This window comes from Cupriavidus yeoncheonensis, from assembly GCF_905397275.1.
Taxonomy (GTDB): domain Bacteria; phylum Pseudomonadota; class Gammaproteobacteria; order Burkholderiales; family Burkholderiaceae; genus Cupriavidus; species Cupriavidus yeoncheonensis.
In genome coordinates this window covers 27,731-46,462 of sequence record NZ_CAJPUY010000035.1, presented here as the reverse complement: position 1 = coordinate 46,462, position 18,732 = coordinate 27,731, and the positions used below count along the sequence as shown (strand labels likewise).

At 64.7% G+C, this 18,732-nt stretch carries 18 protein-coding genes and 1 pseudogene; 5 read left to right on the top strand and 14 right to left on the bottom strand.

Translation table 11 applies throughout. The features are described 5' to 3' along the window. From KHO22_RS30220 to KHO22_RS30200, 5 genes and pseudogenes are all read right to left on the bottom strand, one after another. A pseudogene (locus KHO22_RS30220) lies at positions 1-110 on the bottom strand (IS5/IS1182 family transposase); the annotation flags it as partial. After that, positions 88-858 carry a transporter substrate-binding domain-containing protein gene (locus KHO22_RS30215; protein ID WP_420839669.1) on the bottom strand — a complete coding sequence of 257 codons (771 nt, stop codon included), beginning with the start codon at positions 856-858 and terminating at the stop codon, positions 88-90. The pseudogene KHO22_RS30220 and the gene KHO22_RS30215, both read right to left, overlap by 23 nt. A 680-nt stretch (positions 859-1,538) precedes the next feature. Beyond that, entirely contained in the window at positions 1,539-1,904 is a 366-nt protein-coding gene (locus KHO22_RS30210) for a hypothetical protein (RefSeq protein WP_211950859.1), read from the bottom strand. A gap of 802 nt (positions 1,905-2,706) precedes the next feature. Further along, positions 2,707-3,615, bottom strand: a complete 909-nt coding sequence (locus KHO22_RS30205) for an alpha/beta fold hydrolase (RefSeq protein WP_211950858.1) — start codon at positions 3,613-3,615, stop codon at positions 2,707-2,709. Positions 3,616-3,935: 320 nt separating this feature from the next. Then, entirely contained in the window at positions 3,936-5,411 is a 1,476-nt protein-coding gene (locus KHO22_RS30200; RefSeq protein WP_211950857.1) for a mechanosensitive ion channel family protein, read from the bottom strand. 302 nt (positions 5,412-5,713) lie between these two features. Between KHO22_RS30200 and KHO22_RS30195 the strand changes: the two genes are divergently transcribed. Continuing rightward, complete coding sequence (locus KHO22_RS30195; protein ID WP_211950856.1) at positions 5,714-6,337, top strand: hydrolase; 624 nt, start codon at positions 5,714-5,716, stop codon at positions 6,335-6,337. Here the strand turns inward: KHO22_RS30195 and KHO22_RS30190 are convergent. From KHO22_RS30190 to KHO22_RS30155, 8 genes are all read right to left on the bottom strand, one after another. Continuing rightward, on the bottom strand, positions 6,286-6,624 hold the full coding sequence (locus KHO22_RS30190; protein WP_211950855.1) for a Dabb family protein: 339 nt from the start codon (positions 6,622-6,624) through the stop codon (positions 6,286-6,288). The genes KHO22_RS30195 and KHO22_RS30190 overlap by 52 nt on opposite strands. 49 nt (positions 6,625-6,673) lie before the next feature. Beyond that, positions 6,674-6,898, bottom strand: coding sequence for a DUF2798 domain-containing protein (locus tag KHO22_RS30185; RefSeq protein ID WP_211950854.1), 225 nt, complete (start codon positions 6,896-6,898; stop codon positions 6,674-6,676). Positions 6,899-6,994: 96 nt separating this feature from the next. After that, positions 6,995-8,062, bottom strand: coding sequence for a maleylacetate reductase (locus KHO22_RS30180; RefSeq protein WP_211950853.1), 1,068 nt, complete (start codon positions 8,060-8,062; stop codon positions 6,995-6,997). Positions 8,063-8,101: 39 nt separating this feature from the next. Next, positions 8,102-9,082: a SphA family protein gene (locus tag KHO22_RS30175; RefSeq protein WP_211950852.1), complete on the bottom strand. Its 981-nt coding sequence runs from the start codon at positions 9,080-9,082 to the stop codon at positions 8,102-8,104. 97 nt (positions 9,083-9,179) lie between these two features. Then, a complete protein-coding gene (locus tag KHO22_RS30170) occupies positions 9,180-10,010 on the bottom strand; it encodes an intradiol ring-cleavage dioxygenase (RefSeq protein WP_211950851.1) in 831 nt (276 codons plus the stop codon). A 17-nt stretch (positions 10,011-10,027) separates the two neighbouring features. Continuing rightward, the gene (locus KHO22_RS30165) at positions 10,028-10,618 is read right to left on the bottom strand and encodes a malonic semialdehyde reductase (RefSeq protein WP_211950850.1); all 591 of its coding nucleotides are present in this window, start codon (positions 10,616-10,618) and stop codon (positions 10,028-10,030) included. Between the two features lie 73 nt (positions 10,619-10,691). Continuing rightward, a complete protein-coding gene (gene tcpA, locus KHO22_RS30160) occupies positions 10,692-12,245 on the bottom strand; it encodes a 4-hydroxyphenylacetate 3-hydroxylase family protein (RefSeq protein ID WP_211950849.1) in 1,554 nt (517 codons plus the stop codon). A gap of 104 nt (positions 12,246-12,349) precedes the next feature. Further along, positions 12,350-12,913, bottom strand: coding sequence for a flavin reductase (locus KHO22_RS30155; protein WP_211950848.1), 564 nt, complete (start codon positions 12,911-12,913; stop codon positions 12,350-12,352). A gap of 149 nt (positions 12,914-13,062) precedes the next feature. On the opposite strand from KHO22_RS30155, the gene KHO22_RS30150 reads away from it, so the two are divergent. From KHO22_RS30150 to KHO22_RS30140, 3 genes are all read left to right on the top strand, one after another. Further along, on the top strand, positions 13,063-14,034 hold the full coding sequence (locus KHO22_RS30150) for a LysR family transcriptional regulator (RefSeq protein ID WP_211950847.1): 972 nt from the start codon (positions 13,063-13,065) through the stop codon (positions 14,032-14,034). 91 nt (positions 14,035-14,125) lie between these two features. Then, positions 14,126-14,968 carry an FAD synthetase family protein gene (locus KHO22_RS30145; protein ID WP_211950846.1) on the top strand — a complete coding sequence of 281 codons (843 nt, stop codon included), beginning with the start codon at positions 14,126-14,128 and terminating at the stop codon, positions 14,966-14,968. Between the two features lie 73 nt (positions 14,969-15,041). Beyond that, a complete protein-coding gene (locus tag KHO22_RS30140; protein ID WP_211950845.1) occupies positions 15,042-15,239 on the top strand; it encodes a hypothetical protein in 198 nt (65 codons plus the stop codon). 137 nt (positions 15,240-15,376) lie between these two features. Here the strand turns inward: KHO22_RS30140 and KHO22_RS30135 are convergent, their stop codons facing one another. Beyond that, on the bottom strand, positions 15,377-17,767 hold the full coding sequence (locus tag KHO22_RS30135) for a penicillin-binding protein 1A (RefSeq protein WP_230427089.1): 2,391 nt from the start codon (positions 17,765-17,767) through the stop codon (positions 15,377-15,379). A 230-nt stretch (positions 17,768-17,997) separates the two neighbouring features. Between KHO22_RS30135 and KHO22_RS30130 the strand changes: the two genes are divergently transcribed. Beyond that, on the top strand, positions 17,998-18,732 hold the full coding sequence (locus KHO22_RS30130) for a head GIN domain-containing protein (protein ID WP_211950844.1): 735 nt from the start codon (positions 17,998-18,000) through the stop codon (positions 18,730-18,732).

Below are 18,732 nucleotides of genomic sequence, written 5' to 3'. Positions count from 1 at the left end.
GTGGCATCCACGATCGTGCCGCTGTTGAGCTTTACGCCCCTGGTTTGCAGCACCCGGCCAACTTCGGCAAACAGCTTCTCACCCAGCTTATGCTCTTCGAGCAGGTGGCGGTCGACGCATGTACTGCTTGAGCCGGTATTCGGCAATGCCAAGCTTCTTCATGTAATTGACATCGAAGTCATCGAGCGCCCGCCGAAGCAATGGGCTGTTCTTCCGGAAGGCCCATCCTGTGTAGCCCTCGTTGCGCAACACCAGGTCGTCACGCACCCTGACATGAGGCAGGATCTGTGCCCACATCTTTGCTTTCCAATCGTCTACCACCACGATGGACAACAGGCCGGCATTCACCATTTCCATCGCGTCCTCGTCCTCCACCTCGTCCGGTAGAAGCATCAGTCTTACGGGCGCCTTGCCCGTACGGCGCAGGCGGTTGTTGAGTGCGATCAGGCTTTCGTAATAACTGCTGGACTTGCGCACATATACCGTCTTGCCGGCGAGATCATTCAGGTGCTTGAGCGCTGGCGCCCTGAGTCCGGTCACCACTACCTCGCGCACCGGCTTCTGGTGACGCGGGGCGGCAAAATCGACCAGTTTCAGCCGCTCCTCCGTTACTGTCAGGTTGCCGGCCGCAATGTCACCCAGGCCGGCTTCCACGTCCGGAAGGAGGCGGTCACGCGTGGTGGGAATGATGTAGATGGTCAGCGGCCGGTTCTCAAGGCGCGTGGCGTAGGTCTTGTTGAGGTACCGCTCAAGATCGCGCACCAGCTCCGCGGTCAGTCCGCGCTCATGGCCCTGGTCGCCGAAGTAGAGGGTGCGGCTGTACGGTACCAACACACGGATGGTGCGACGCTCGAGCATCGCGTCGAAGTCCCCTTTCGCCGCCTTGTTGACGAGCTTGAGCTGCCGCGTGGTTGTCTCGTCGGCTGCGCGGGGACGCGCGGCGGCCGAACTTGCCGCAGCCTGGGCGGAGGCAGGCTTTTGCTGCGCCACTGCAACCGGCGCCCAGGACGCCAGCGCGCCAAGTAGGGCAACCAGGACAAAGCCTGCCAGGGAAGCGTGCAGCCAACGGACCCGCATGAGTGGGCACCCGCGCGGCCAAATGCGCGTGTGCCTATTTAGTCTAGCCACGGCCAGCGGCCCGACAAGGCCGCTTGGCGGAAGCTGCGGTGCAACAATTCCCTGGCGCAGCCTTATAGTTGGCTGCGCCACTATCGGGAGGAAGCGGAAAGCGTTGCGCGTGCGGTTTCATCCCATGAACCGGTGCGGTCCATAGCTGCGTTATCTACAAAGAAATGCTGTCGCGAAGTGGCTCATGATCCCTTCTGTCTTTTGCCTCGGGGTCGGGTGCGCCCGATGAGGCCCGCCCGTCGGCGGGACGCCTGCAGCAGCTCAGATCGTCCGGACTTGTCCAGGCAACTTCATCGACACGTGGGCAGGCGGCGGCTCAGGCTCGGGCCCTTGCGATGGCAGCAGGGGCCTTGAGCGTTGGCCTCGAGGATTATCCGGAGGTCGCCCAGGTTGTCCTGCAGTCGAGATCTTTAATTCTGGCGACGCACGTTTCTGCTTCGACGGTCAAGCTCGAATGCGGCATCGACCAGCAGATCAATCGTCTTGTCCATACTCCGCACGAAGAAGCGGACATTGATTAGTTCCAATTCGTCCGGCCCGCGTAGCAAGATCTGGCAGTAAGCTTCGCATTCCAAATAACGCTCTTTGAGAAAATCGCCTATTTTCCCAGTGCGCCCACCCAGGCTCTCAAAGGCTCTACCTTCCAGGATGCTTAGCAGGGTCTTGCGCTGTCCAATCGCACAGCGTCGCAGCTCCGTTACCTCATCGGTGCGACGGTTAGCTTTCTGGTAACTGAGGTAGTTCTCCTCGTGACGGTATCTGGCGACTTCCAGCATCGCATGCACTCCAAATTAAGATCGATTTTCTTCACTATAAATAGCTCGAGTTTGCAATCATCCCCGTGCAATTCGAGTGGGGGACGTTGCAAGGGTGAACCCAGGCTCGCTCGTCAGATCCCCGGTTCGATGCATTCAGGATGATCCGCTTCTGGTGACGCTGCCTTGCGCACCGAATACCCCGACTTTGGCCAGCATGGCTGGGAGTCGGCAGGCAAGTTCGGCTATCTCTGCAACCAGAGTAGGCGGGACGCAGCAGTGCAACTTTGCATTCCCTTCCTTGTGCTTGACATTTCATGCCACGACTCTTACCGGTGGATAAAGCTGCATATGAGCTTTCAGGGCTAAGCTGGTCAGATCGCCGACGTTGCCTATGATTGGCCTGTCTCGCACGGCTGGCCCACCGCATAGCTGCGGTTGAATCTGCGACCCACTCCTGCCGTTCGAGCCGACCGGAAAGCAAAGACAGCTTTCAGACTTCCATGGCACGCGATTGCTGGAAGGGGGGCAGTGCTTTCATGGTGATCTCCTTTCCTATGAAGGAGATCCAAGTCCGTGCCGTTCCGGCAGGCGTCGTCGAAGGTCCGGGCCGACTAAGTCATGCTTTCTTGACACCCCACGCATCTGCAGACGAGCCGAATGTACGGCAGCATGGCGCGCGCAGTGCACCACACGTCCACCTTCGGTCACCGTGGACTCCGGCCCTGCCGGGTATTACGGTAGACGGTGCCAGCTTCACTTCGCCAGCCGCCTGGACGTTCTACGGTAACGCCCCCGGGAGCTGTGTAGTCAAGACCTGGCGCTATTGCGCGAGGAAATCGACGATGGCGTTCACCGTGGCTTGTGGCTGTTCTTCCATTAGCCAGTGCCCGGCATTGGGAACGACCAGTTCCTTGACGTTGCTGGCGGCATTTCGCATGACGATTGCCTCGTTCTGTCCAAAGGATTTCTCGCCGCCAATCGCCAGCACGGGCATGCTCAGCTTGTTCGCCAGCGATTTCTGATTGTCCTCGGCGTCCTGCGGGATCGACAGGAATTGCGCAAACGCGGAATGCATGGCGCCCGGCCTCGCATAGATCCGGGCGTAGTGAACCCGTGTCGCCTCGTCGATTTTCGAGGCATCCCCGGCAAATTCATTCCAGAACCTGTCCAGATAGATTCGCTCCCGGCCTTTCACCAGCCGCTCCGCATCGGGGCCGCCGAAAGAGAAGTGCCAGAGCGCGGGCATACGGACGATCTGTTCCCATGGCGGCACCCCCGGCACCGGAGCGTCCATCACGACCAGGCGCTTTGTCTTGTCCGGATAGCGCGCCGCATAGGCGAATGCGACCATGGTGCCAATGTCATGGCCGACCACGTCGGCCTGATCGATATTCAGTTGAGTCAGCACTGACCGGATGTCGCCAGCCTGCGTGCGCTTGTCATAGCCGCCGTCCGGGTGTGACGACAGCCCCATACCCCGCAGATCAGGAACCACCACGGTATGTGTGCGCGCCAGCTCGGCGGCCAATGGTGCCCACATGTCGCCCGTGTCGCCGAATCCGTGCAGCAATACCACCGCCGGCCCTTGGCCACCTACACGTACAAACAAGGTAGCCCCGTCGGTCTTGATATTCTGATTGCGAAAGCCCGATGGATATGGCTTCACCTGTGCGTGTGACGCGTGGGCCATGGCAAGCATGAGGGCGACTACGGCAAGCAGCTTTCGCATGGTTTCCTTCTCTAAGGGCGGGGTGGCCGGGTCTTACCAGGAAGCGAGCTTTCGATCGGGGCGGAATGACAGTGCGCTAAAAGAAGCTTCTAAAGCGTAGTGCACGCCGCGCGCGGCGCAAGGATAAATCAAAGAAAGGCGTGAGCGGAACATTGGCCGAATAGGTGACCGGCATCTTTTAGAGAGAGCCAGGGACAGTCAGCCCCCCCCTGAGACCTCGATACTCCAGAACAGCCTTCGACCTCGTGGTACCGCGAGGTCGGCTTCGGAGGCGGTCTCGGCCACCATGCACCGGTCCAGCCGGCGCTCGACTACACAACTCACGTTCCGCGATCGCCCGCGAGATGGTGGATGCTGTGCATCTTGTCCTGCAGCCACTGAAGGATGCCCACCTTGCTCGCTGGCGGTGGCTGGATGATGGCCAGGTCCCGGCCGGATTCACGCCGCTGGGACAGAAGCTGGCACATCTGGGTTCCGACTTCGGGACGCGACTGCAGGACCGGGGTGAGGTCTGCCTTGTCGAGCCGGTAGAGCACGGCATCGGTGACCGCCTCGATGGTGGCGTCCATGGCGATTCCGGCCAGTACGCCCGGTTCGCCCAATGCATCTCCCGGTCCCAGCCGGTTGATCTCCGCCGCTTGCCCGTCGCGCAGGCGGTAGACCGAGAGTACGCCGGAATCGACGAGAAGCAGGTAGTCGGTGACATCGGAACTCGACACCACAACCTGGCCGGGCGCGTACTCGTGCCGCGACAGACGCCGGGACAGTTGCATCAGTTCGTCGGTGCCAACGGCCTGGAAGATTCCTACCGTCGAAAGCAACCTGACGCGACGGTCGATGGCTGGCGGGAGGTTGCCCGGAACGCCGAGCGAGCGCAGGCCGATATCCGCCGCGGCCAGATGACGGTGGGCCAGGTCAAAGAGCTGGTTTGTCGCGACAAGCTTGTTCGCCAAGGTCGCGACGTAGCAGGTCATTTCATATTCGATCGAATTGGTGCCTGCGTGCTTGACCACGACGGATGATTTGGGATTGGGCAGCGCGGTCTGGCAGCCCGTGATCGCGCGTTCCAGTGCCTCGATGACGGCCTTCGGGCGGGCCTCCGGCGTGACCTCGATCGTTACGCTGACGCCATGCAGTTCCGAAGGCCGGCTGGAGTTGATGATCTTGGAGCGGGCGATCGTATTGTTGGGAATGACCACGAGATTTCCCTGGCCATTCAACAGGTGCGTGGCGCGCCAGTTTATCTCCACGACCTTGCCTTCGATACCGTCGATCGATACCCAGTCGCCCAGGTGGTAGGGCTGCGTGGTGTTCAGGACGAGTCCGGAAAATACATCACCCAGCGTGCTCTGGATCGCCAGGCCGACAATGATCGCCAGGGCCCCCGACGTGGCAAGCAAGCCGCTGACGGGCAGGTCCAGCACGTAGGCCGTGGCGGCTACCGCCGCCGCGACGAAGATCACCGCGCCCAGCACGTCCTGAAACAGGCGTTCGCCTTGCCAGGCCTTGGGCAGGAACAGCGCATCCAGCGTGATCGTCAGAATGCGGGCGCCCAGAAGCCACCACACGATCTGCAGCGCCTGGGCCAGGAACTGGTGCATGGGCTGCCCGGGGAACGGGGCACCTCCAAGCGGGCTCATGCCGTTCCTGACGAGCACGAGGCTCAGCAGGGCGAATACCGCAACGCGCACGATGATCCGCAGCCGCCTGCCTTCCGGGCGGATGAGGCGCCAGGCCAGTACATCGCACAGGACCACCGCGACGCCTAAGGCAAGGGGATGTGTCAGGTAATCCATGTATGGCACCCTGGTCGCGCGGCGCGAGAACCCGGCATTCCGCGCCGCGTTGGCTTTCGGATAAAGACCCAGGCCCACTATATCCGGGAAGTGCGCAATTCGCAGCCTTTCCTGGTTTTCCGGCGGACAAGCCCGGCACCGGGCAGGAGGCAGGGCGCGAGCATTCTGCCTGGCGATGCAAGCCGCAAGTGTCCGATCCTGCGCGCGCCAGAAGGCGTACTTGGGTGCCCGGCGACGATCGACTAGCCTGAAGGTCTTGGGGCAGTGCGTTACTAAACTTCAGCTTTCGAGGCAGGTGCGAGATGGACGAACTCAATTCTCCGCAGGAGTGTGCACTGGTGCTGGTGGATCCGCAGGCGGGCCTGGGATTTGCGGTGCAGTCCATGGACCGCCAGCAGCTCCTCAATAATCTGGTGGCGCTTGTCGAGACCGCCCGGACGTTTGACGTCCCCACGATTCTTTCGACATCGGCCACGAAGGTGTACAGCGGTCCGCCGTTTCCGGCCATCCGGGAGCTGTTGCCCGACGTTCCGGTGTACGACCGGCGCTCCATGAACCTGTGGGAGGACGACGCCGCGCGGCAGGCCGTGATTGCCACCGGCAGGAAGAAGCTCCTGTTCGCGGGCATGCTGACGGAGGCCTGTGTGTGCTTCCCGGTCCTGTGCTGCCTGGCCGAGGGCTACCAGGCCTTTGTCGTGGCGGACGCCTGCGGCGGGGCGACCGTCGATTCCCACCACTACGCGCTGGACCGCATGCGTTCCAAGGGCGCAGAGGTGACGAGCTGGTTGCAGGTCCTGCTCGAGTTCCAGAGGGACTGGACGCGCAAGGAAACCTATGACCGGGCTCGCGGACTGGTCGAGCGTTTTGGCGGTGGCTATGGCATGGGACTCAAGTACGCCCGGGATATGCTGGTGAAGCCGACATAGTCCACCTGGTGACGGTCGATCCTGACATCAGCCAGTTCGCGCTTGATCCTCAGGTGATCGGGATGGGTTGCGTATGCGTCCAGTGCCTCCCTGGATTTGAACTCCGTGTAGAGCACCACATCGCACGCGTACCCGACGCGGCTGACATCGGCGCCCACCTCCAGCGCCATCAGACCCGGGATCACACCGAGCAGTCCGTTGAACGCCGCCTGTATGCGGCGCACGCCCTCGTTCTTCTCTTCCGGAGTCGAACCTTTCACCGTCCACATCACAATATGCTTGATCATCGTTAGCAACCCAGTTGATTGGCACCGCCGAGAGAACCACGGCCATCGTTCAGCGTGTGATTCGGTTTGCGAGCCGGCGAATGAACGGTGCCGCGACCACGACCACGGGCAGCATCGCCGCCCACGAAAGCAAGTACGCGCGCAGCCAGTGCGAGACAAAGCTTCCCTCGGCAAGGAACTGCATGCTTGCAATCGCCGAGGCCACCGCGCACGTGACACCGGCCTGTATCGCGCCGAACGCAAAGTGGTTGTATTCCTTTGGGACCTTCCACATTTCGTACCCTTCAAGTTCTGCCTGGAACGGTGACCCAGGCGAAGTCCTGCACCCCTATGGCCGGTTGCACAGTGGTGCCCACGCGTTCCTCCCGCCTCAGACTGGCCGGCGGCCCTCCCAGGCATGCTGCAGCAGTTCGCGGATCGCCACGGCTTCGAGCGGTCGCGGATTCGGGTACTGGTTCTGCATGGTGATCTCGCACGCCTTGTCGAGTTCATCCTCCCGCATGCCGATCTGCTGCAAGCCGAGCGGGGCGCCGGTCCTGCGTGCCAGATCGAACGCACCTTGTGCCGCGCCCTCTGCGCCCATGGCCTGCGCGATGGCGGCCATGGCGGCCGGTGCCGCCTTGGCGTTGTAGGCAAGCGCGTGCGGCAGGATGATGGTGTGCGTTTCCGCATGCGGCAGGTTGAAGCTGCCGCCGAGCGTATGGCAGAGCTTGTGATGCAGGGCCACGCCCACGCTGCCCAGCACGGCACCGCACAGCCACGCTCCGTACAGCGCTTCGGCGCGCGCCGCGTGCAGCACGGCCGTCTTCCGTCCGGCAACGAGCGCCGGCAGCGCCGCCGCGATGGCACGTATTCCCTCCCTTGCCATCAGGTCCGAAACCGGATTGCGGTCATGCGCATACAAGCCCTCGGCGGCGTGGGCCAGCGCGTTGATGCCACTGGTGACGCTGACCGCAAGCGGAAGAGAGTAGGTGAGTTCCGGGTCGTAGATGACGGTGCGCGGCAGCACCTTCACGTCGGTGCCTGTGCGCTTCAGGCCCGCATCGGTGAGCCCGTAGATCGCCGTCATCTCGGAGCCGGCATAGGTGGTGGGGATTGCCAGCGCCGGGAGGCTCATCTCGAGGGCGATGGCCTTGGCGAGCCCTGTGGTCGAGCCGCCGCCGATCGCCACCACGCTGTCGGCGCCCAGTTCGAATGCCGTCGAACAGGCCGCGCGCGCGGTCTCGACCGGCACGTGCATCACGGCACGGTCGAAGATGCCGACCGCACGCGCGCCGAGCAGGTCCGCCACGCGTTCGGCCAGCGGGCGCTGCTCGGGTGTACTGAGCACCAGGACGCTGGATGCGCCCAGCGCATCGACTTCCTCGCCAACCTGCCTGATGGTGCCGGCGCCGAAGACGACGCGCTGGGCACGGGCGGAGTACTGGAACGGGTTCATCTTGGGGTCTCCATTGCTGTTCGGGATGGTTGGGGCCAGTCAGAACGACAGGCGGCCCATGGCCCAGATCCGGTTGCCTTCGGGGCGATTGCGCGCGCCGAACTCGAACTGCCCCTTGAGCGAGAAGCTGATCTTGTCGGTGAACTGGAAGCAGATATCCGGCCCCAGCGCCGTGACGCGGCCCCGGTTGCCGTTGCCGTTGACGCGCAGGCCGTCCTGGGTGTCGTCCGTGGTCTGGACGTAGTAATAGCCGTTCAGGCCCAGCGTCAGCCTTGGCGTGACGTGGTAGCCGGCACTGAATTCGATGGTGGCTTCATCGCCGGACTGATAGCGGGTGGCCTGGTTGCGCGTGTTGAAGCCGTAGCGGAACCTGGCGCTGATGTCGACCTTGTGGGTCGGAAACCAGGTGAACGCGTAGCTCGGTGCGATCTGGTAGTAGTTGCGACCGATATTGACCGGGTCATGGACATCGTAGGCGCCGGTCTTGAGGTGGAACTCGATGCCTGCTGTCTGATGAAACGAGCCGCTGTGCCAGCCGAGCATCACCGGGGCCAGGGTCATGTCCGCCAGGCCGGTCTTGTTGCCGCCTTTGTCGAGCGGCGGCAGGGGGGCCGGCCTGGCAACGGACATGTCGAGATTGGCCGACACGATGGGCACCACCACGCGCGTTTCCAGGTTGGCGCCCAACAGCCTGACGCCGGGCCAGACATAGGAAAGGCGCGGCGCCAGCGCGTCGAGCCGCAGGTGGAAGCTGGCCAGTCTCGGGTTGTCGTGGCCGGCATTGTCCCTGGAGCTGCCCGCATCGTAATGCTGGTAGAACAGCAGCCAGTTGGCGCCCTCGGGCAGCATCAGGCCCGAATACAGATTGTCGACCCCGATGGGGTAGGAGTTGCCGCCACCCTCCGTGGCGCGCGCCGGCACGCTGGCCGCAGCGCATGCGGCGACGAGCGCCAGCCGCCCGAACCGGACCGGCAGCGGTGCGCGTGTCCGCCACGCCTTGGTGCCATCTATCGAACCCATTCGCCACTCCGAAAGACCGCGTGATACACCGGGCCGGCTGGCGCGGTGCGTGGTTGCAGCCGCGCCGTCCTCGCGGGCGGCGCGGCCTGTGCCGGTGCTAGCGGGCCGGATTCAGCACGAAGTCGAAGTCGAGCCGGTAGGTGCCGTCGGCCAGGCGAACCCAGTCGCCGATCAGGGACTTGCGCACGCCGAACACGGCATCGGAATCGAGATACTTGTCGCCGCGCCGGAAGACGTGCGTAACGAGTGTCTCGTAGCCAGGTGCCTTGATCATGAAGTGCAGGTGCGCAGGCCGCCATGGATGACGGCCGGTGGCGCGAAGCAACTCGCCAACGGGGCCGTCGTCAGGAATCGGGTAGGCCTGCGCGACGATGGTGCGGAAGTGGAAGCGGCCATCATCGCCCGACTTCAGCACGCCGCGGCCCTGGGCCACTTCGAGCCCTTCGTACTGCACGTCATAGCGCCCGTCGGCGTCCGCCTGCCAGGTTTCCACCACGGCATCGGCAACCGGCCGGCCATCCGCGCCCGTGACCCGTCCATGGACCACGCAGGGCTCGCCCCTGGCGCCGTTCGCCAGATCCGCGCCATGCGCGTAGTGCGGTGCGCCCTCGACGTGGAAGGGCCCGAACACGGTGGACTCGGTGCAGCCGTCCGGCTTTTCGTGGTTCATCGCCACGGTCAGCATCGACAGGCCCAGCACATCGCTGAGCAGGATGAACTCCTGGCGCTTGTCGTCGCACATGTGCCCGGTGGCGGTGAGGAACTCGATGCCCCGCATCCATTCGGCCTCGGTCAGCCTCACTTCGCGTGCGAAGTCGTGCAGGTGCCGCACCAGGCTGGTCATGATCTCCCTGGTGCGCGCCTCGGGCGTTTCGGCCAGGCGCGCAATCACGGCCCTGGTCAGGTTATGCTGGTCGTACTCTTGCATGGCGAGACTCCCGGCCGCTAGGCGAGTTGGCAGGCCTGGTCGAACGACAGGCGTGGACTACGGGCAAACACCTTTTCGGGGTCGCCGTGGCCAAGGCCGCAGATGAAGTTCGAGCGGATGCTGGTGCCGGCGAAGAATGCCTGGTCGACGGCCTGGTTGTTGAAGCCCGACATGGGGCCGCAATCCAGGCCCACTGCGCGTGCCGCGGCGATGAGATAACCGCCTTGCAGCGTGCCGTTGCGAAACGCCGTGGTGTTCGCGAAGTCCACCTTTTCGTCGCCCTCGAACCATGCCTTGACCGCGGGGTTGTGCGGAAACAGCTCCGGCAGGTGTTCGTAGAAGCGGGTGTCGTAGCCGACGATGGCGACGACCGGCGCGGCCATGGTCTTCTCGACGTTGCCGGGCGCCAGTGCCGGGCGCAGTCTGGCCCGGCCTTCTTCGGTGCGCACGAACACCAGCCGGGCCGGCGAGCAGTTGACCGAGGTAGGGCCGAATTTCATCAGCTCATAGAGTTCCCGCAGCTTGCTGTCGGGTACCGGCGTGGGCAGCCAGCCATTCTGGCTGCGCGCGCCGCGGAAGATCTTGTCGAGCAGTTCATTGGTTTGCATGTTGCACTCCTTGCATGGTTCGGGTGTTCCGGCCGGATAGGGACGAACAGGACCCGGCCGGAAGATCAGGTGGTCACACGGTCATCGTGCCGCTCAGGGCGAGCTTTTCCTGGTGGCGCGCAGAATCCAGTGCCTGGGCGTAGCCGGCCGTGGCCTTGTATTCGCTCTCGTGGTCATCGCTGAGTTCGATGCCGCAGACCTTGCGGGCCAGCGCGCCGTAGGGGCCCGCGCCCGAGAACTCGGCGCGCTGCATGGTCAGCATGCGGATGGCCTGCAGCGGCGTGCCGTTGAAGTTCTCGAAGACGAACAGGCGGTTGCCCCAGTCGGTCAGGAACAGATCGCGGATCACGCGGCCGATCTTCACGCGGTCGTGCGGCTTGCCGACCGGGCCGTTGTTCATGCGCTCGAACCAGCCGTTCAGGGTCTTGTCGTTCCACTGGTCCTCGCTGGCGAAGATCAGCGCGCTGCGTCCGGAGAGGTCGACCAGCTCGTAGATCATCTCCGAGAAGTTCTCCAGGTAAAGAGCGCGGCCGAAGTCGTAGATCAGGATGTTCGGCTTGTAGGCGCCCCCCGGCGTATGGAAGCCCAGTTCCTCGCTGGCGACGATGTGCGCCAGCATGGCCTGGTGGAAGCCGATCAGCTTGGCCACGCGGGTCTGCACGGCCGGGATCTTGTTGGTGCCGATATGCTCGGTGATCAGGATCGCCAGGCCGGCCATCAGTTCGGCGCGCACCGACTGGCGGATGAGGGCGTGATAGTGCAGCCAGTCGAACACACGCTGCGGGTAGAGCTTGGCGTGCTCGGGATTGCCCAGGTGGAACACGTGCGACCATGGGATGAAGACGTTGTCGAACACCGTCATGCCGTCCAGTTCGTCGCCCTGCGAGGCCAGCGGGTGCTCGATGGGATCGTCCTTGACCACGCTCTCGCGGCAGACGATGGTTACCCCCGGGGTGTTGACCGGGGTGGCGGCAAAGATGATCTGGTCGCCCGGGATACCGGGGCGGAAGAACACGCCAATGTGGATCCAGTCCGCAAAGGCGACGCCGGTGCCGATGGCCTTGACCCCCGACACGACGATGCCCTTGTCGTTCTTCTCGATGACGCGCAGACCGGGCGAGCGCTGCTGGGCATCCGGGCTGGAGCGGTCCATCTGGGGGTCGACGAACTGCGGCGCGCAGTTCAGGTCGTGCCGCTTGGCGAAGTTGACGAAGTCGACGATATTCTTCGCCTTGATCTTTCCCTCGGCGCCGATCGTCTGCGTTTCCCAGGGCGACGGATCGTCGATGTAGGTCTGGAGCACGTAGTTGTTGACGTCCGGCGTGCGCGGGAACGAAGCGCCGGCCATCTCGCGCATGATGGTCTCGTGGTACTTGCGCTTGCGGCGCAACTGCTCCTTGTCGAAGTGGCCGAACCACTGCATGGTGCGGCGTTCGCCGTCGGTGTCGACGAAGGTCATCACGTCCTGCAGATCGGGACGATGGTGCAGGTCGTAGAAGTCGGCGTGGCGCTGCGCGTAGTCCCGCGTCTTGGGGTGCGTCGCGATGTTGTCGATCTTCTCGTTGCCGACCCATACGTTGCGGCCGTCGTTGAGCGATTCCAGGTACTGCTTGCCAGTGCGAATCATCGCGAGGTCTCCTTGGTGGGTTTTAGGGGTGTGACAGTCCCTGCCCTGGAGAAGGGCATACGGACACGGGGGTGAAATTCGAGGGTTGCGCCCGGGGGCGCGGGTCAGGCTGCGACCGGCTGCGTGGTGGCGTAGCTGCGGCGGCAGTAGACCAGCGGCGTGTCGTTGCGGCTTTCGGTGCCGGCGCTGCCGAATACCTGCGCGACGAAGACGCTGTGGGTGCCGATCTCGATCTGGTCGACGACCTTGCAGTCGAGGGCGACCATGGCGGATTTGCTGTATGGCGCGCCGGTGGCGAACACGCCCCAGCTGTCGCCGTCGAAGCGCTGCGCCATCGGCACCGCGCCGGCCCCGGCGAACAGCTGGGACACCGCGGTCTGGCTGGCGTGCAGCCAGTTGATGCTGACCACGCCGTTGGACTTGATCACGCTGTTCGCGGCGCTGCGGTGGTTGATGCAGAAGAGCACCGTGGGCGGCGAGTCGCTGACCGAACAGACCGCCGAGCAAGTGACGCCGGCGCGGCCGCCGGCGCCATCGGTAGCGATGACGGTCACCGCGGTCACGGCACGCGACAAGGCGTCGCGGAAGCTGGCGGCATCGATGGCGGCTTCAATGTCGACTCCGGCAACGCGGCTCGCGACGGCTTCGATGGATACTGTTGACGACATGGCAATCTCCTCCTGATGGGGGCCTTCATCCTCGCGCCGCGACCGGGCGTGGATGAAGTTTCGTCTCTGGAAACCTGCTTTCTGATCTGCGTCAGCTGTGTGAAACTAGACTACAGCCGAGCCGGCCCGTTTGCTAATCACCTCGCATCATGGACACTATTCCCCAGCGTCATGAAGACGAACTCAGCCTGAATCACCTGCTGGTGCTGGATGTGCTGCTGAGCGAGCGCAGCCTGACCAAGGCGGCGCGCGTGCTCAATCTGACGCAGCCGGCGCTGAGCAAGACGCTGGCGCGGCTGCGCCACTATTTCGGTGATCCGCTGTTCGTCCGGGTGGGCCTGCGCATGGAGCCCACACCCAAGGCGCTGGAGCTTGGCGAGCCGGTGCGGGCCATTCTCCGGAGCGTGCGTGCATTGCGTTCGGACCATGTCAGCTTTGATCCGCGCACCAGCCAGCGCAGCTTCAGCTTCTTCCTGCTGGATGCCGGCGCTTCGCAGATGCTGCCGCGGCTGCTGAGCCAGCTGGCGGAGGAAGCGCCGGGCATCCTGGTGCAGGCGGTCAACGCCGATGCCACGCATCTCGATGTCTGGCTGGAGAATGGTCTCGTCGATCTGGCGATCGGCTCGTTCCCCACGCTGACGCAGAGCATCCGCCGCCAGTTGCTGTGGCACGAAACCTACGGCGCGGTCGTGCGCAGGGACCATCCGCGGCTGGCGCAGCTTGGCGAGGCGGATGCGTTCGTCGCCGAGAAGCATGTGCTGGTTTCCGCGGTCGGTACCGGTCACGAGCACCTCAGCGCCGAGCGCGCCATCGAAGCGGCCGTGCCGCAGACCAACATCGTCTGCCGCGTGCCGAGCTTCGCGACCGCGGCCCTGATCGCCCGGCATTCGGACGCCGTGGCGATCCTGCCGCTGACGCTGGCCCGCGCGCTATGCCAGGACCTGGGTCTGGCGGTGGTGACGCCCCCACTGGCGCTGCCCGGCATGGACATCGCCCAGCACTGGCACGACCGCGTGCACCGGGAGCCGGGCAACCAGTGGATCCGCGCGCTGGTGCACAGGCTGTTCGCGCGCCACGAAGCCATGGCGGGCGCGGTTGCGGGGGCTGACACGGAGGGATGAGCGCTGGTTATAGTCGTCATGAAGGCGGGGGATTGGCGTCCTGCGCCATCGCCTCCTAGCATGTGGTGCATGACAAGAGGAGGAGACCATCATGCAGGTGACAAGGGGAGCCGCGCCGCTGCGGCTGGCGGCATCCGTCGTTTCGATCGGCACCTTCGACGGGGTGCATCGCGGGCACCGCGCGGTCCTGGCCGGGTTGCGCGCCACCGGGCGTTCGCTCGGGCTGCCGACCGTGTTGCTGACGTTCGACCCGCATCCACGCGCGTTCCTGCAGCCGCAGAGTGCGCCCCGCATGATCTCCACCGTCGATGACCGCATCGCGCTGCTGGCTGAAAGCAACGCCGTCGACCACTGCCTGGTGCTGCCGTTCGACCGGGCCCTGAGCGAAGCCAGCGCGGATGACTTCGTTCGCGGCTTGCTGCTTGCGCGTCTGGGCATGCGGCGCCTCGTGGTTGGTGCGAATTTTCGCTGCGGACGAGGACGGCAGGGCGACGTCGATTACCTCCACCGGCTTGGCCAAGCGAACGGGTATGCCGTCGAGCCGGTGCGGCTGCGGGCTACCGATGCAGCCGGGGAGGGCGTGCGCTGTTCATCCACGGAGGCCCGCCGCCTGATCCAGTGTGGCGACGTGCGTGCTGCTGCGGCATTGCTGGCGCGTCCGCACGAGATCCGCGCCCGGGTGGTGGCCGGGACGCCCGCCCGCGCCAGCGGCGCGGCCGAAATTCGTCTGCCCGAGGGTATTTGCCTGCCGCCCGCGGGGCAGTATGCTGGCGCTGTCCAGGCCCAGGCTGGTGCCCGGCGCTGGAGCCCGGCGCTCGTGCATCTGACGGAAGCGGACGGCATGGCGCGCGTGTTCAGCGACGCGCGGTTTGCTCCGGCGCCGGGCAGCGATGTTTCGGTGCGCTTCTTCGGAGCGGCGCCGGCGCAGCGATGACCGTCGGACAGACCGGCGCAGTAGCGGCCCTGGAACGCCTGTATGCTTACGCCCATTTCAACAGGAGAGAAGAATGAAGGCTTTGCTGCTGATCGTTGCCGCCTGCACCGCATTGCTGAGCGGTTGCGTTGTTGCACCGTACCCTCATGACGAGCCGCAAGGTGGACCGGGTTGCCCGCCGGGGCAGGCGAAGAAGGGCAACTGCCGTGTCGACCAGTACGGCAATGAGTCGTTCTGCCCGCCCGGCAAGGCCAAGAAGGGGCAGTGCTAGGCGTGAGGGCAATTCCGCGGGGACTCGCGGAGCTCCTGCCACGATGTGGTCGCTGACCGCTCTGGCGAAGAAGGACGGCGCCCTGGCCATCAAGCCGGGCGCCGCAGTCCGGAATGCCGCGCGCGGCAGATCAAGGATCAGAATCGCCAGAAGAGGAAGCGATGTGGCCGCGCCCTGGCTGGCGGAGGCGGCCGCTTTTCGGGGCTGAAGCGTGCGCCGGGGTCGATCGCCCGCGCGCGCAGCGCCATGTCATAGAAGGCGCCCACCATTGGCAGCGCGCTGCGCGCCCCCTGGCTCCAGTAGCTGCCGAGGGTCACACGTCCATCGTCGAAGCCCACCCACGCGCCTGCAACGAGTTGCGGATGCATGAGGATGAACCAGCTATCGGCGTTGTCCTGCGTCGTTCCCGTCTTGCCCGCCACGTCAGTGCGGATTCCGAAACGCGTCCGGATGTCCGAGCCGGTCCCGCGCGTGACGACATCGCGCATCACGTCGACCAGCGTCAGCGCGGCCTCGGCCGGCAGCGCCCGTACGGGCGCCGCGCTCGGGAATTCGGTAAGGACCTTGCCATGCTGATCCTCGATGCGGGTCACCATGCGCGGCTCGACATAGGCGCCACGGTTGGCGATGGTGGCGTACGCCGAGACCATTTCCCTGAGCGTCACCGGGCTCGTGCCGAGGGCCAGCGAAGGCACCGGTTCGAGCGGGCTCTCGCGTACGCCCATCGCCTGCGCCAGCCGTGCGACCTTTGCGGGGCCTTCTCTTTGCATGAGTTGCGCCGTGATGCGATTGCGCGAGAACGCCAGCGCGTCGCGCAAGGTCATCGGCCGCTCGGTGGGCGGCTCGGCGTCGGTCGGCCGCCAGATGGCACTGCCGGGCAGCGGGATGGCCACGTTGCGGTCCATGATCGTATCGCCCGGCCGGGCGCCGTCCGCGAACGCTGCACCATAGACGAAGGGTTTGAACGTCGAGCCCGGCTGGCGGCGCGCCTGTTGCACGTGGTCGAACGGCTCGGCACTGAAATCGGGGCTGCCGACCCATGCCTTGATATCACCGCTGCGTGGATCGATCGCGACAAATCCGGCCTGGACCTGGGCCTTGCTCCGGCAGAGTGCGCGGACGTAATTGGAATTGGAAGCGAGATTCCTGATTGCATCCCGGTCGCTTTGTCCGGCCTTGCGCGCGGCGCTGTAGTCGGGCGTCTGGCGCATGAACGTCTGGAACAGGTCATTGCCCGGCCAGCACCCCGTGCGCTCGTTCCATGCCTGGTTCGCGATCCATTGCAGCTGATTGGTCTGCCAGCCCAGCGCCTGTGTCGCCATGGTTTGCAGGCGGAAATCGATCGTCGTGCGCACGACCAGCCCGTCGGCGTAGAGGTTGTAACCATTGCGATCGGCCCATGCGATCAGCCATTTGCGCAACTGCGCCGAAAAATGCGGCGCGGCGCCCGGCGGCTCGGTCTGCGGCGCGAAATCGACGTGGAGCGGCTGCCGCTTGAGCCGGGTGTAGGCATCGGGCCCGAGCCTGCCGTACTTGTTCATCTGCCCGAGTACCGTGTTGCGCCGCTGCAGGGCGCGCTCGGGATTGAGGACAGGGTTATAGGTGCTGTTGGCCTTCAGCATCCCGACGAGCGTCGCGCTTTCAAGGATATCGAGCCGGTCGGCCGATTTGCTGAAGTAGGTGCGTGCGGCCATTTCAACGCCATAGGCGTTGTACAGGAACGGCACCGTATTCAGGTAGGTCTCGAGGATCTGGTCCTTGCTGTACACGGCTTCGATCTTGAAGGCCGTGATGGCTTCCCTGAGTTTGCGGGTCAGCGTCGGCGCGCGGCCGATATCGTCGGGATAGAGATTGCGCGCAAGCTGCTGCGTGATGGTCGAGCCGCCTTGCCGGTCGCCGGAAAGCGTGTGCACTGCAGCCGCCGCGATCCGCTTCCAGTCGATGCCGTGATGGTCGTAGAAGCGGCGGTCTTCCGTCGCGATCAAGGCGGCCACGACGTAGGGCGAGATCCGCCCGAGCGGCACCCACTCGCGATTGGCCGGCTTGAGTTCATCCAGGATTTCGCCGTCGGCCGAGAGGATCACAGCCGGCCGATCGTTGCGGGCCTTGCGGATGTCGCCGAGGGCCGGCGTCGACCGGACGAGTGCGAACGCGAATACCAGGAAGAGTGCCGACAAGGCGGAGAGTGCCACGGCGACGCCGCGTCGTGTCGGGTGGCGAAGCTGGCGTCGCGCGCTGACCAGAAGGCGCCCGCAGATCGTCCTGCAGCTTGCTGCCAGGGGCCGGATGCGGGAGAGCCACCGTGCGCAATGCTCACGAAGCACAATGACAGGGCGGCGATTCACGATGGCTGGGGTGCTGACGAAAAGCGCGATCCTACCAAAGCGGCCGGAGGCTTCCGTTGCGAAATGTGCGCCGGACAGCCGACATTTACAGACGCTTACATTTGCAGGCCGGCAACCGTCGTCCGAAGGGGAGCGCTCCCCCGCACCGGGCTGCGATCGTCCGTTGCGCAGCGGATCGGACATCACATCGGCGTTGCCGCCACACGTGCCAGCTCGCGCCGGCAGGAGAAGGCGAGCGCGCATTGTGACCCGACGATGCCGCGGCAAGTGCCGTACCGCACGCCCTCCACAACCGGTACTTGGGATACCCGGCGTCTATCGACTAGCTTGAAAGCCCCGGGCCGCCCCGATGAGGAACCGTGATGAAGAGGGCCAAGCCGCGCCGCTGCAGACGGACTAAGGAGAGGACCACCGTGAAGCCACTCGTCACGTTGTGGGTGTCGATGCTTGCGGCCGTCTCCGGCATTGCGCAAGGCGATGGCACCGTGGTTGTCAATGGCTCGAACGTTGTCGTGACAGGCGACTCGGTCGCCATCATCAACGGCAAGGTCTACGGCGGCGCCGGTGTGGTGAAGGCCACGGGTCCAGTTGTCAGCCAGCGCCGTCCGCTGCCGGCGTTTCATGGCATCGACATGATGCTGAGCGCGGAGGCGACGTACCGCTTCGCGCCCGAACCGGGCATTACCCTGTCGGCCCAGTCCGACATCCTGTCGAAGATCAGAACGACCGTTGAGGGCGGCATTCTCACGATCGCCGCCGATGGCTCGTTCTCCACGGACAAGCCAATCCGGCTGCTGGTCGAAGGGCCGCAGTTGTCGCGTGCGGTCATCTCCGGGTCGGGCAAGCTCGTTGCCAACGGCCTGCACGTCGACGCCGTCATGCTCGATGTGTCCGGTTCGGGCTCGATCGCGGCCGACGGTACTGCCAACGAAGTCAGGGCCACGGTGTCGGGCGCAGGCAGTGTGGAGGCGGTCAACCTGCGCGCGAGATCGCTGTCCGCTGACGTATCAGGCGCCGGGCTGGTCTCGGCCTATGCCTCCGAATCCGCGGAAGTGGCGTTGAGCGGCGCTGGCCATGTCCGCGTATCCGGCAATCCCGCCAGGCGAGCGGTAGACCGGACGGGTGCGGGCTCCGTGCGGTTCGAGTAG